Origin of the sequence: Streptomyces sp. BA2 (assembly GCF_009769735.1) — a bacterium.
Lineage (GTDB): Bacteria > Actinomycetota > Actinomycetes > Streptomycetales > Streptomycetaceae > Streptomyces.
The window spans coordinates 4,024,744-4,037,298 of sequence record NZ_WSRO01000002.1 but is presented as its reverse complement, the minus strand read 5'-3'; the positions used below and the strand labels follow the sequence as shown (position 1 = coordinate 4,037,298).

The window sequence follows — 12,555 nt, the reverse complement described above, 5'->3', positions numbered from 1 at the left end:
CTGCCCTACCCCGCTATTCGTACGGTCGTGACGGCGCCCCAGATCGCGAGGCTGAGGAAGAAGTCCAGGACGTTGATGGCGACGATGGAGGTGCGCACGGCACGGCCGACCGCGACGCCGACCCCGGCGGGACCGCCGCTCGCGTAGTAGCCGTAGTAGCAGTGCACCAGGATGATCACGACGGCGAAGACGATCACCTTGCCGAAGGACCAGAGCACGTCCACCGGCGGCAGGTACTGCTGGAAGTAGTGGTCGTAGGTGCCCGCGGACTGCCCGTAGTAGCCGGTGGTGATGGTGCGCGCGGCGAAGTACGAGGACAGCAGGCCGACCACATACAGCGGGATCACCGCGACGAAACCCGCGATCATCCGGGTGGTCACCAGGAACGGCAGCGAGGGCACGCCCATCACTTCGAGCGCGTCGGTCTCCTCGCTGATCCGCATCGCGCCCAGCTGTGCGGTGAACCCGGCCCCGACCGTCGCGGACAGGGCGAGGCCCGCCACCAGGGGGGCGATCTCCCGGGTGTTGAAGTACGCCGAGAGGAACGCCACGAAGTTGGAGGTGCCCAGCTGGTTGAGGGCGGCGTAGCCCTGAAGGCCGACCTCGGTGCCGGTGAAGAAGGACAGGAAGGCGATCACGCCGACCGTGCCGCCGATGACGGCGAGGGCGCCTCGGCCGAAGCTCACCTCGGCGAGCAGGCGCAGGATCTCCTTCTTGTAGCGGCGCAGGGTGCGGCCGGTCCAGGCCAGGGAGCGGCCGTAGAAGGCCAGTTGGCTGCCCAGCTCTTCGAGCGAGCGGAGCGGGCGGTCGAGAAGTCGCATCAACTACCCTCTCTGCGGGACGATTTGGAAGTACACGGCGGTCATCACGAAGTTCGTCACGAACAGCAACATGAAGGTGATGACCACGGCCTGGTTCACCGCGTCACCGACGCCCTTGGGACCGCCCTTGGCGGTGAGCCCCTTGTACGAGGCGACGATCGCGGCGATGGCGCCGAAGACCAGGGCCTTGAGCTCCGCCGCCCAGAGGTCGGACAGCTGGGCGAGGGTGGTGAACGAGGCCAGGTAGGCGCCCGGAGTGCCGTTCTGCAGGACCACGTTGAAGAAGTAGCCGCCGGCCACCCCGACCACCGAGACCAGGCCGTTGAGCAGCACCGCGACGACCATCGACGCGAGGACCCTGGGCACGACGAGGCGGTGGATCGGGTCGATGCCGAGGACCTGCATCGCGTCGATCTCCTCGCGGATCTTGCGCGCCCCGAGATCCGCGCAGATCGCGGTGCCGCCCGCCCCCGCGATGAGCAGCGCGGTGACGATCGGCGAGGCTTCCCTGAGCACCGCGAGCACCGAGGCGGCGCCGGAGAACGACTGCGCGCCCAGCTGCCGGGTCAGGCTGCCGATCTGCAGCGCGATCACCGCACCGAACGGGATGGAGACGAGCGCGGTGGGCAGGATCGTGACGCTCGCGATGAACCAGGACTGCTGGATGAACTCCCGCACCTGGAACGGGCGTCGCGGCAGCGTCCGCAGCACGTCCAGGCCCATCGCGAAGAGACTGCCCGAGTGCCGCAGCGCCCCCTTGGGTGAAAGACTCATGCGCCGCTCACCTCTTGAGCCTCATGGGTCTCTTGCGGCTCTCGCGCCTCCTCCTGCTCGGCGATTGCCTGCCAGCGGGGCGGGCGGTCGATGCCGGGCCCCGGAAGGAGCCGCGGGGTCATCTCGGCGACACCCACGCTGTCGGCCGCGCCGCCGTTGCCGAAGTGCACCGCCTCGCGCGCCATCGTGGCGGCGTCCTTCTCCTCGGCCATGCCGATCGGCCCCTGCATCCGGCCGTTCAGGAACTGCCGTACGACTGGCTCGTCGCTGGTGAGGAGCTGCTTGCGGGGGCCGAACATCACCAGTTCACGGCGGAAGAGCAGCCCGATGTTGTCGGGGACCTGGCGGGCCGACGCGATGTCGTGCGTGACGATCAGGAAGGTCGCGTCGATCTGCGCGTTGAGGTCGACGATCAGCTGGTTGAGGTAGGCCACACGGACCGGATCGAGGCCCGAGTCGGGCTCGTCGAAGAGAATGATCTCCGGATCGAGCACCAGGGCCCGCGCCAGACCGGCCCGTTTGCGCATCCCGCCGGATATCTCGCCGGGCAGCTTGTCCTCGGCGCCGATCAGGCCGACCATGTCCATCTTCTCGAGCACGATCTTCCTGATCGCGCTCTCCTGCTTACGGGTGTGCTCGCGCAGCGGGAAGGCGATGTTGTCGTAGAGGTTCATCGACCCGAACAGGGCGCCGTCCTGGAACAGCACACCGAACAGCTTCCGTACCTCGTACAGGTCGTGCTCGCGCAGCTTGGTGATGTCCGTGCCCGCGATCCGGATCGACCCGCGCTCCGGCTTGAGCAGTCCGACGAGACTCTTGAGGAAGACCGACTTGCCGGTGCCCGAGGGGCCCAGCATGACCGAGACCTCTCCGGCGGGCAGTGTCAGCGAGACGTTCTGCCAGATGACCTGGTCGCCGAAGGACTTGGTCAGCCCTTCCACGCAGATCTCGACACCCATCCGTTTCACCCTTCGCCGTGAGCAGCTCTGTCATCTGCTCTACGGGGAAGGGCGCCCCGTCCGTCGCGGAGAAACCGAAGTTTTTTCTACGGGACCTGTGTGAGGCCGTCGACGGGCTGCTTCGGGGCCGTCGCGGAGGCGGATGGGGCCGGGGGTACGGACACCTCCGGCGGCTCGACCGGTATCTCGGGGACGTCGGGGGAAGGCACCGCGGGCAGTGTTTCCAGGGCCGGGAGCGGCACATCGGGCAGGGAAGGCAGTACGGGAAGCGAGCCGTCGGCCGGCGCCGTGCCGGGGTTGGTCGTCGACGGGGCCTGGCGGGAGCTGTCCGAGGGCGTCGCCCCGCGCTCCGGAGCCCGTGCGTCATCGGCCCCATCGGAGACGGAGGACACGGAGGAGACGGAAGGGGCGGGCCGCGCCGGTCCGGGCCGGTCCCCGTCGAGGACGCCCGGCAGGACGAACCCCGCCACGGCAAGGGTCGCCGCCGTCACGGCCACGCCCGCCACCTGCACGCTCCCGCCCGGACGCGGCCCGCGCCCGCACAGCCACAGGGCGAGACCAAGGGTGGCGGCAAGCGCCGTGCGCAGCGTGCGCCGGGCTCTGGCGAGCAGCGACTCGGCCGTCCGGTAGCTCAGGCCCATCTTCTTGGCGACCTGACCGACGTCCAGGTCCTCGGACTTGAGCCAGATCGCCTCCGCCTGCCGCGCGGGCAGCTCCCCGCTCCGCGCGGCCAGCCACCGAGCCTCCGCCCGGTCGCACACCGCGTCGTCGACGGGCAGCTGGCCCGGCGCGACCAGTTTGGGGCTGCGGCGCACCTCGGCCTCGCGGCTGACCTGCCGGTACCGGTCGACACACAGCCGGATGGTCACCGTGGTCAGCCAGGCGCCGAGCCGCTCGTCGTCGAGCTGCGGATGCTCGGCGGCGCGCAGCATCGCCTCGTGTACGGCGTCCTCGGCGTCCTCGTCGCTCATGGATCTGCGGCGCGCCACCCGCAGCAAGTCCTCGCGGTGACTCCACGCGCGCTGCCACCGGTCGAGGTCCGCCTTGTCGGCCGCCCCGCCTGAATGCGCAGGGTGCATGTCCGTCGCCATGAGGGCTCCTTCGCGCTCACCCGCCGGTTCCGTTCCCCCGGCGGGGACGCGACATTACCGTTCGGTATCCAGCGTTGTGCAGGGGGAGGCGCTCATCGATTCCGTACCGTTGCCGACCGGCTGATCGGCGGTTCGAGTCCGGCTCCGGGCACCTCTGCCAAGACGTCGGCGGCCCTCCTCTACGGCATCAGTACGCCGTTGAAGCGGGCCGCCGTGTGCAGGTCCGCCTCGATCGCCGCCGCCGTCTCGCGCAGTGCGGGAAGCAGCGCCCCGACGGTCTCGTCCAGCGGGGCGGTGCCCGCGTGCTGGGCCACGTTCAGGGCGGCGACGACGCGTTCCTCCGCGTCCTTGAGCGGTACGGCGACCGAGCGCAGGCCCTCCTCCAGCTCCTCGTCCGCGGTGGCGTAGCCGTCGGCGGCGGCACGGTCCAGGATGCGGTTCAGGTCCGCGGGGGCGGTGACGGTGCGCCGGGTGAGGGGGCGGGGCGGTTCGGCCTTCAGGAGGCGCGCACGGTCCTCCTGAGGGAGCCCGGCGAGCAGGACCCGGCCCATGGCGGTGGGATAGGCGGGGAAGCGCGTGCCGAGCGTGATGTAGACGCTCATGACGCGGACGGTCGCCGCCCGCGCCACGTACAGGATGTCCGTCCCGTCGAGCACCGTCACCGATGCCGACTGGTGGACCCGGTCCGTCAGTTGGCGCAGATGCGGCTCGGCGATGTCGGCGAAGCCGAGGCGTGAGAGGCGCGCGTAACCGAGCTCCATGATGCGGGGGAGCGGGCGATAGAGGCGGCCGTCGTGCGCCGCGTACCCCTCCAGCTCCAGGGTGTGCAGGCAGCGGCGTGCGGTGGCCCGTGGCAGGCCGGTGGCGGCGGCGATCGCGGTGAGCGGGAGGCCGTCGCCACCGGCCCGGCCCAGGGCGCGCAGGACGCCTAGGCCGCGGGCGAGCGACTGGAGGAAGCCGGGGCCGAGTTCGGCCTTCGCGTCGACCGCATCGACCGCGTCCACCGGCTGACCGGGCGTCAACTCCGCTTCTCCGTACGGAGATGGGGCGGGCGGAAGGGACTCCAGGTGCGCGGCCTCCTCCCGCAGCCGTGGCAGCACGAGCTCCGCGAGGCCCTGCGCCGTGTGCCTGCTGGTGTGGCTCACAGCGGACAGGGCATACCGCGGGCGGCCCGCCGCGTCGCGCACCGGGACCGCCGCCGCGATCAGGCCCGGCTCGATCAGCTGGTCGTCGAGGGCCCAGCCCGTCGCGCGCGAGCGCTCCACGCGGCCGGTGAGATCCGAGGGCAGGGGCGCGGGGCCCGGTGGCAGCGCGGGAAAGGCGTGCCCCTCGGGATCGGCGGCCACGCGTGCCCGCCACGCCGCCCACGCCGCCTCGTCCCACTCGGCGGCGAACAGCGCGCCCGGCGCGCACCGCTCGGCAGGGAGCAGATCGCCGATGCGGAAGGCTACCGACATCGCGCGGCGCCGCGCGGCCTGCGTCACGAAGCGGACGCCGTCGCCGTCCGGCACCGCGAGGGACACCGACTCGTCGAGCTTGTCCGCGAGCCGGGCGGTGCGCGCCGCGACCTCGCCGCTCAGCCCGCTGGCCGCGAGGTAGGCGTTGCCGAGCTCCATCAGACGGGGCGTGAGGTGGAGTTCCTGGCCGTGCTCGCGTACGTAACCGAGGCGGGCCAGGGTCGCCACGACCCGGTCCACCGTCGAGCGGGCAAGGCCGGTCGCGCGCACGAGGTCGCCCGCCCTGACCTGTTCGGCGACCGCGAGGGCGCGAAGTACCGCGAGGCCGCGCTCCAGGGGGCGTACGGACTCTCCTGGCATGACGCCGCTCCTCGCACGGTCGGAACACCGATGGAAACGGATGCCCCAGAACCGTTGACAGCCGCTGGGTCCGGTCGGAGACTCCCGTGAGCACATTATGAACGAAAGTTCACCAGACGAACAAGTGGAGGGGTCGGCCGATGCGCACCACCGTCGGAATCATCGGAGCCGGACCGGCGGGCCTGCTCCTCGCCCGCCTGCTGCACAACGCCGGCATCGATTCCGTCGTCCTGGAGACCCGCGACCGCGCCTACGTCGAACAGCGCCAGCGCGCCGGGATCCTGGAGCAGGGCACCGTCGACGTCCTGCGCGAGGCGGGCGCCGCCGCCCGCATGGACCGTGAGGGCATCCCGCACGACGGCATCGAGCTGCGCTTCGACCGCCGCAGGCACCGCGTCGACTTCCCCGCCCTGACCGGCGGCAGGTCCGTGATGGTCTACGCCCAGACCGAGGTCTGCAAGGACCTCATAGCCCTCCAGCTCGCGGACGGGGGCCCGCTGCTCTTCGAGGCCGAGGCCCTTGCCGTCGAGGGCGCCGAGTCCACAAGCCCGCGCGTCCGCTTCCGCCACCAGGGCCGCGAGGACGTCCTGGAGTGCGACTACGTGGTCGGCTGCGACGGCTCCTGGGGCGTGGCCCGCAAGGCCGTGCCCGCCGATGTCTCCCGGGTCTTCGAGCGGACGTACCCCTTCGGGTGGCTCGGCATCCTCGCCGACGTACCGCCCTCGCACGACGAGCTGGTCTACGCCCGCCATGACCGCGGCTTCGCCCTGCTCTCCATGCGCTCGCCCGTCGTCACGCGCGCCTACCTGCAAGTCCCCGCCGGGACGGACGCCGCCGACTGGGGCGACGAGGAGATCTGGGACGAGCTCGACCGCCGCCTGGAGACCGACGACCCCGCCTGGACGCTCAAGCGCGGGCCCATCACCTCCAAGTCCGTCACCCCCATGCGCAGTTACGTCCACGAACCGATGCGGCACGGGCGCGTCTTCCTCGCCGGGGACGCCGCCCACATCGTCCCGCCCACCGGAGCCAAGGGCCTCAACCTCGCCGTCGGCGACGTCGTCACCTTCGCCCGCGCGCTCGTCGAGTACCGCGAGACCGGCTCCGACGCCCGCCTTGAGGCGTACTCGGAGACCTGCCTGCGCCGCGTCTGGCAGGCCGAACGGTTCTCGTACGCCATGACCACGATGCTGCACCGCGCCCCCGAAGCCACCCCCTTCGACGACCGCATCCAGCTCGCTCAGCTGGACCGCATCACCACCGCACGCCCGGCCGAGACCGAACTCGCCGAGAGCTACACCGGATTCCCGCTCGACTGACCCCCCGTCCCCACCAGGTCCCACAAAGAAGTGAGAACCCCGTGACCGCTCCCCAAGGTGCCGCGCCCCAGCGGACCTTCAGATCCGTCGCCCCCGTCATAGCCCTGTGCTGGCTCGTCGTCTTCTTCGACGGCATGGACGTCAACATCTACGGCGCCGTGATGCCGCACCTCATCGACGACAAGGACTTCGGCTTCACCACGTCGACCGCGGGCACCATCGGCTCCTGGACCACCTTCGGCATGCTCATCGGCGCCCTCGGCTGCGGCACGCTCACCGACTGGATCGGCCGCAAGCCGATGGTCACGGGCAGCGTCGCGCTGTTCTCGCTGGGCTCCGCGGTCTGCGCGCTCGCGCCCACCGCCGCCGTCTTCGGAGGCGGGCGGTTCATCGCCGGGCTCGGGCTCGGCGGCCTCATGCCGATCAGCCTCGCGATCGTCGCCGAGTTCGCGCCGCGGCGCAGGGCCGCCCTCGCCACCGGCCTGATGATGACCTCGTACCACGCGGGCGGCATGGCGGCCACGGGCCTCGGACTCTGGCTCGGGCCCGACCACGGCTGGCGCGTCGTCTTCTGGGCGGGCGTGCTCCCCGCGGCAGTCGCCATCCCCCTCGTACTGAAGTGGCTGCCCGAATCACCCGGCGTGCTGCTCGCCAAGGGCCGCACGAGCGAGGCCGAGGCCGTCGCCGCTCGTTACCTGCTGCCGTCCCCGACGCTCGCCGAAGCCCCCGAGGCGGGCGCCAAGGGCCGCTTCGCCGCCGTCGCCTCGCTCTTCGGCCCCGGCCAGCGGTTCGCGACCCCGCTCCTGTGGCTCGCGTCCTTCGCCGGGCTCCTCCTCGTCTACGGGGTCTCCACCTGGCTCCCCGAGCTGATGCGCGCCTCCGGCTATTCGCTCTCCTCCTCGGTCACCTTCCTCATGGTGATCAACGCGGGCGGCATCGTCGGCATGCTCGTCGCGGGGCGGCTGGCGGACAAGTTCGGCGCCGTACGCATCTCCGCGATCTGGTTCCTGCTCACCGCCTGCGGAACCTTCCTCCTCAGGGCCGAGCTGCCCCTGGGCGTCGCCTACGTGATCGTCTTCATGACCGGCATCTGGCTCTTCTCGGCGCAGGTGATGGTCTACGCCTCCGCCCCTTCCGTCTACACGCCCGCCCAGCGCGCCACCGGCCTCGGCTGGATCACCGGCGTCGGGCGCACCGGCGCGGTCGTCGGGCCGTGGCTGGGAGGCGCCGTCGTCTCCGGCGGGAACGCGTCCCTCGGATTCACCACGTTCGCCGTGGCCGCCGTGCTCGGAGCCGTCGCGATCTCGCTGGTGCCACTCGTCCGGCGCAGTCGGCGTACCCCGGCCGACGAGGGCGTATCCCCGGCCTCACCGGGAACAGAGAGCACCGGGCCGAACGTTCTTGGTCACAAGGAGGGAAAGATCCTCCCCAAGCACTAGGGTCTTCCTTTTGCCTACGCATTACTCTTGACCCAAAGCCACGCACGGTGGCCATGGAGGAGTGAAATGAGGAGCAGTAACCCGGTCTTCTCGCGACGGGGGTTCAGCCGCGACAACGGCTACGCGGGCTTCGGCACGCAGCCGCAGGCCGGGGGACCCGCCGTCGGGACGCAGACCCAGCAGGGCAACCCGTACGCGGGTGCGGGCCAGCAGGCCCCCACCAATCCGTACGCGGCGAACCCGTACGCCCAGCAGGACCTGCAGCACGGCGCCCCCCAGGCGCCCGTAACCACCGCCGGCCGTATGACGATGGACGACGTCGTCATGCGTACGGCCACCACACTCGGCACGCTCCTGGTCACGGCAGCGCTCGCATGGGCGCTGCTGCCGGTGGACGACGCCAACATCAGCAAGTCGTTCGGCATCGCGATCGGCGCAGGCCTCGTCGCGATGGTGCTCGGCCTGGTGCAGGCCTTCAAGCGCAAGGCCTCGCCCGCGCTGATCCTGACGTACGCCGCTCTGGAAGGTGTCTTCCTCGGCGTCGTCTCCAGCATCGTCGACAACCGCATCGCTGACGGCGCGGCCATGCAGGCCGTGCTCGGCACGATGGCCGTCTTCGTCGGTGTCCTCGTCGCCTACAAGGCCGGCTGGATCCGCGTCAACCGTCGCTTCTACGGCTTCGTGATGGCCGCGGCGATGGGCTTCCTGCTCCTCACCGCGGTGAACCTGCTGTTCGCGGTCTTCGGTGGCGGCGACGGCCTCGGCTTCCGCAGCGGCGGCCTCGGCATCGTCTTCGGCATCGTCGGCATCCTGCTCGGCGCGTGCTTCCTGGCCCTGGACTTCAAGCAGGTCGAGGACGGCATCGCGTACGGCGCGCCGAAGGAAGAGGCCTGGCTCGCGGCGTTCGGTCTGACGATGACGCTCGTCTGGATCTACCTCGAGTTCCTGCGTCTGATCGCCATCTTGCAGGGCAACGACTGACGCGGCTGACTCTCGGCTGAAGCAACGGAGGGCCCCGCGGAACGTACGTTCCGCGGGGCCCTCCGCCGTTGTGTGTGAGGGGGACAGGGGAGTCAGAGCAGCTTGCGGGCGGCCCGCCGCAAGTCGTACTCGTGAATGATTGCCTTGGCGTGCCCATAAGCCAGGTTGTGCTCCGCGCGGAGCCAGCTGACCTTCTCCTCGAAGCGGAAGAGAGAAGGGCCTTCGTCCACGGCGCGAAGCCAGTCGGAGATCTCACGACCGGTGCAGTGGGGGATTCGGGCGATCAGATTGCGGTGGGTCTCCTCGGAGAAGACTTGGGACATCGGCGCCTCCGGACGCGTCGCGATGTGTTCCGTCCTTCACGACACCGTGCCTGAGCGTTCGGGCGTTGGCAACAGTCCCGCCCAGGCGCATAAGGTCGCCGGGTGCTTGATACGACGCCTTTGACGGCCGCAGTGGACCAATTCGCCGACCGGTTGCGGGCCGCCCCGCAGAGCCGCTTGCAGCGGGGGGCGGCGACCGAGGCGCTCGCTCTGGCCAGGGAACTGGCGGCGTGGGCGCAGCGGATCGAGGTGCCGGGCGAGGAGCCGCGGGAGATGCCGGACGCCGGGATGTTCGCCGCCGCCGACCAGATCACGGTCGCGGGGCGGGATTTGGCCCTTGTGATCGAGGACGCGGGTCAACTCGCGGAGGCGCTGACGCTCGTGGAGAAGGCGCAGAAGCGCGCCGGGGTGTGACACGTGACCCCGGCGGGCGCCGGGGTCGCTTCGGTCAGACCGACGCGATGACGCGGTCCGCCAGGATGTAGACGTTCTCCGTGCCGTACTCGAAGGTGAGCGCGTAGGCACCGGAGACTCCGGAGCCGCCGAGCAGGACCGGGGTGTGGCCGTCGCGCAGGGCGTCGGCGAGCAGCTCCGCGGTCTCGCGGTGGCCCGGGGTCATGCAGAGCGTCGTGCCGTCCGCGAAGACGTAGACGTCCAGCGTGCCGAGCGGTCCGGGGCGGACGTCGGCGAGCGCCGTGCGGGCGTCGGCCAGTTCCTCAAGACAGGCGACAGTGCGCTCGTGGTCGCCGTTGACGGGGGACTGGACCGGGACGAAGTCCGGGTGCGAGGGGTGGCGTCGGCGGGCCGCGGCGAGCTCCGGGGAGTCGGCCGCGAACTCGTCGGCCGGGTCGCCGTACGGCTCGATGACCGGCTCCAGGCTGTCCGCCTCCAGGCCCGAGAAGTCCGCCTGGCGGGGCAGGAACAGCTCGTCGGCCATGTCGGAGAGGCCGGGCAGGCCGCTGAGCAGAGAGGGTGCGTCCGAGGCGTCACGGGCTTCCTGGGCGGCCCAGAAGGCCCGCGCCTCGGCCAGCTCGCGCTCCCGTTCCTCGGCGAGGGCCTCGGCGACAGCCGTGCGTATCTCGTCGGTGTCCGGAGTGGTGCGGGCTGCGGGCACGGCGGCGTGCGCGGTCGCCGGCCGGCTCTGGGCCAGCTCGGTGCGCAGGGTCGTGATCTGCTTCCGAAGCCCGTGCACGGCGTGCAGGGCGGCGGCACCCACGGCCGTGGCAGCGGCCGTGGAGAGCAGCAAGGCAAGAGGCATGGCGCTCACTGACGTACTCCCGGTTTCAAGTCGACCCCCGACTTCCTACATCAGCTTGAAGCCTGCACGATCCACCTGTCAGTGCATTACGTCACGAATTGGACAGGTCTTTCGGCCCGGTGTTTATCCACAGATGCGCTCTGACCTGGGCATATGCATCTCCCCCAGGAGATAGGTCACATCCTGGGGGAGATTGAGTCACGAATCAATGGAGACGCGGGGGATCCGTGGGGGGATCCGCAGGTGGCAACAGGTGCCGAAGGGTCAGCTGAGGCGCTCGATGACCATGGCCATGCCCTGGCCGCCGCCGACGCACATCGTCTCCAGACCGAACTGCTTGTCGTGGAACTGGAGGCTGTTGATGAGGGTGCCGGTGATGCGGGCGCCGGTCATGCCGAAGGGGTGGCCGACGGCGATGGCGCCGCCGTTCACGTTCAGCTTGTCGATCGGGATGTTCAGGTCGCGGTAGGAGGGGATCACCTGGGCGGCGAAGGCCTCGTTGATCTCGAAGAGGTCGATGTCGTCGACGGTGAGACCGGCGCGGGAGAGCGCCTGCTTGCTGGCCTCGACCGGGCCGAGACCCATGATCTCGGGGGAGAGGCCGGTGACGCCGGTGGAGACGATGCGGGCGAGCGGGGTCAGGCCGAGCTCGCGGGCCTTGGTGTCGCTCATGATCACGAGGGCGGCGGCGCCGTCGTTGAGCGGGCAGCAGTTGCCCGCGGTGACGAGGCCGTCGGGGCGGAAGACGGGCTTGAGGCCCTCGACGCCTTCGAGGGTGACGCCGGCGCGGGGCCCGTCGTCCTTGCTGACGACGGTGCCGTCGGGGGTGGTGACGGGGGTGATCTCCCGCTCCCAGAAGCCGTTCTTCAGGGCTTCCTCGGCGAGGTTCTGGGACCGGACCCCGAACTCGTCCATGTCCCGGCGGGTGACGCCCTTGGCGCGGGCCAGGTTCTCGGCGGTCTGCCCCATCGCGATGTACGCGTCCGGGATCAGGCCGTCCTCGCGGGGGTCGTGCCAGTCGGTGCCCTCGGTCTTGGACACGGCCTCGGTGCGGGCCTCGGCGTCGGCGAAGAGGGGGTTGTGGGTGTCCGGGAGCCCGTCGCTCGACCCCTTCACGCTGCGGGACACCATCTCCACACCGGCGGAGATGAAGACGTCGCCCTCGCCGGCCTTGATGGCGTGCAGTGCCATACGGGAGGTCTGCAGGGAGGACGAGCAGTACCGGGTGATGGTGCAGCCCGGCAGGTGGTCCATGCCCATCTGCACGGCGACGATGCGGCCGAGGTTGTGCCCCTGCTCGCCACCCGGCAGACCACAGCCGAGCATCAGGTCGTCGATGAGCTTCGGGTCGAGCTCGGGGACCTTGGCGAGGGCGGCCTCGATGATCGTGGCGGTCAGGTCGTCGGGCCGCAGATCCTTCAGGGAGCCCTTGAAGGCGCGACCGATCGGGGTGCGGGCGGCGGAGACGATCACGGCTTCGGGCATCACGGCACTCCAGTGACGAGGGGGCAGGACTGGCAGGACTCCTTGGGAAGTTACCTGCACGTATCGCTATAGGTCATCGGCCGGGGACTGTGATGCGGGCCGCATTTTTCTAAGCGCTTGCTCAGTCTGGCGGGGGCGCCTTGGGGGCTGGTGCGCCGCCGGGTGGCCCCATGCGGGTGGCATCCCTGTCCCGCCGCTTCGCGGCGGATGTTCCCCACCCACCCACCCGATTACCCGGCGGGATCACCCCACCCACCCATCACCCCGCAGGGCAATCGGGTGGGTGGG

General features: G+C 70.6%; 12 protein-coding genes. 4 read left to right on the top strand and 8 right to left on the bottom strand.

The window, feature by feature from the left end; translation table 11 throughout:
- Positions 1-5 precede the first annotated feature (5 nt).
- From E5671_RS20760 to E5671_RS20740, 5 genes are all read right to left on the bottom strand, one after another.
- Positions 6-821: an MlaE family ABC transporter permease gene (locus tag E5671_RS20760; RefSeq protein WP_160505457.1), complete on the bottom strand. Its 816-nt coding sequence runs from the start codon at positions 819-821 to the stop codon at positions 6-8.
- 3 nt (positions 822-824) lie between these two features.
- Complete coding sequence (locus E5671_RS20755) at positions 825-1,595, bottom strand: MlaE family ABC transporter permease (RefSeq protein ID WP_160505456.1); 771 nt, start codon at positions 1,593-1,595, stop codon at positions 825-827.
- Entirely contained in the window at positions 1,592-2,554 is a 963-nt protein-coding gene (locus E5671_RS20750; RefSeq protein ID WP_160505455.1) for an ABC transporter ATP-binding protein, read from the bottom strand. Before E5671_RS20750 ends, E5671_RS20755 begins: the two co-directional genes overlap by 4 nt.
- A gap of 86 nt (positions 2,555-2,640) precedes the next feature.
- On the bottom strand, positions 2,641-3,645 hold the full coding sequence (locus E5671_RS20745) for an RNA polymerase sigma factor (protein ID WP_160505454.1): 1,005 nt from the start codon (positions 3,643-3,645) through the stop codon (positions 2,641-2,643).
- A gap of 179 nt (positions 3,646-3,824) precedes the next feature.
- The gene (locus E5671_RS20740) at positions 3,825-5,462 is read right to left on the bottom strand and encodes an IclR family transcriptional regulator domain-containing protein (protein ID WP_160505453.1); all 1,638 of its coding nucleotides are present in this window, start codon (positions 5,460-5,462) and stop codon (positions 3,825-3,827) included.
- Positions 5,463-5,602: 140 nt separating this feature from the next.
- Between E5671_RS20740 and E5671_RS20735 the strand changes: the two genes are divergently transcribed.
- The 3 genes from E5671_RS20735 to E5671_RS20725 all read left to right on the top strand — a co-directional run bounded on the left by E5671_RS20735 (position 5,603) and on the right by E5671_RS20725 (position 9,201).
- Positions 5,603-6,781 (top strand): 4-hydroxybenzoate 3-monooxygenase, encoded by a 1,179-nt coding sequence (locus E5671_RS20735; RefSeq protein WP_160505452.1) that lies wholly within the window; start codon positions 5,603-5,605, stop codon positions 6,779-6,781.
- A gap of 41 nt (positions 6,782-6,822) precedes the next feature.
- Positions 6,823-8,220, top strand: coding sequence for an MFS transporter (locus E5671_RS20730; RefSeq protein WP_336605804.1), 1,398 nt, complete (start codon positions 6,823-6,825; stop codon positions 8,218-8,220).
- Positions 8,221-8,286: 66 nt separating this feature from the next.
- The gene (locus tag E5671_RS20725; RefSeq protein WP_160505451.1) at positions 8,287-9,201 is read left to right on the top strand and encodes a Bax inhibitor-1/YccA family protein; all 915 of its coding nucleotides are present in this window, start codon (positions 8,287-8,289) and stop codon (positions 9,199-9,201) included.
- 92 nt (positions 9,202-9,293) lie between these two features.
- Here E5671_RS20725 and E5671_RS20720 read toward each other — a convergent pair whose 3' ends face one another.
- Positions 9,294-9,524, bottom strand: coding sequence for a DUF4287 domain-containing protein (locus tag E5671_RS20720; protein ID WP_160505450.1), 231 nt, complete (start codon positions 9,522-9,524; stop codon positions 9,294-9,296).
- Between the two features lie 102 nt (positions 9,525-9,626).
- Between E5671_RS20720 and E5671_RS20715 the strand changes: the two genes are divergently transcribed.
- A complete protein-coding gene (locus tag E5671_RS20715) occupies positions 9,627-9,938 on the top strand; it encodes a hypothetical protein (protein WP_336605803.1) in 312 nt (103 codons plus the stop codon).
- A gap of 34 nt (positions 9,939-9,972) precedes the next feature.
- Here E5671_RS20715 and E5671_RS20710 read toward each other — a convergent pair whose 3' ends face one another.
- Together E5671_RS20710 and E5671_RS20705 are read right to left on the bottom strand one after the other, a co-directional pair.
- Entirely contained in the window at positions 9,973-10,782 is an 810-nt protein-coding gene (locus E5671_RS20710; RefSeq protein WP_160510312.1) for a hypothetical protein, read from the bottom strand.
- A gap of 264 nt (positions 10,783-11,046) precedes the next feature.
- On the bottom strand, positions 11,047-12,267 hold the full coding sequence (locus E5671_RS20705; RefSeq protein WP_160505448.1) for an acetyl-CoA C-acetyltransferase: 1,221 nt from the start codon (positions 12,265-12,267) through the stop codon (positions 11,047-11,049).
- Positions 12,268-12,555 lie beyond the last annotated feature (288 nt).

Excerpts from the sequence above, each read along its gene's own strand:
- E5671_RS20745 (WP_160505454.1), bottom strand. The coding sequence starts at position 3,645 with ATGGCGACGGACATGCACCCTGCGCATTCAGGCGGGGCGGCCGACAAG.
- E5671_RS20755 (WP_160505456.1), bottom strand. The coding sequence starts at position 1,595 with ATGAGTCTTTCACCCAAGGGGGCGCTGCGGCACTCGGGCAGTCTCTTC.
- E5671_RS20750 (WP_160505455.1), bottom strand. The coding sequence starts at position 2,554 with ATGGGTGTCGAGATCTGCGTGGAAGGGCTGACCAAGTCCTTCGGCGAC.
- E5671_RS20760 (WP_160505457.1), bottom strand. The coding sequence starts at position 821 with ATGCGACTTCTCGACCGCCCGCTCCGCTCGCTCGAAGAGCTGGGCAGC.
- E5671_RS20720 (WP_160505450.1), bottom strand. The coding sequence starts at position 9,524 with ATGTCCCAAGTCTTCTCCGAGGAGACCCACCGCAATCTGATCGCCCGA.
- E5671_RS20705 (WP_160505448.1), bottom strand. The coding sequence starts at position 12,267 with ATGCCCGAAGCCGTGATCGTCTCCGCCGCCCGCACCCCGATCGGTCGC.
- E5671_RS20710 (WP_160510312.1), bottom strand. The coding sequence starts at position 10,782 with ATGCCTCTTGCCTTGCTGCTCTCCACGGCCGCTGCCACGGCCGTGGGT.
- E5671_RS20735 (WP_160505452.1), top strand. The coding sequence starts at position 5,603 with ATGCGCACCACCGTCGGAATCATCGGAGCCGGACCGGCGGGCCTGCTC.
- E5671_RS20740 (WP_160505453.1), bottom strand. The coding sequence starts at position 5,462 with ATGCCAGGAGAGTCCGTACGCCCCCTGGAGCGCGGCCTCGCGGTACTT.
- E5671_RS20725 (WP_160505451.1), top strand. The coding sequence starts at position 8,287 with ATGAGGAGCAGTAACCCGGTCTTCTCGCGACGGGGGTTCAGCCGCGAC.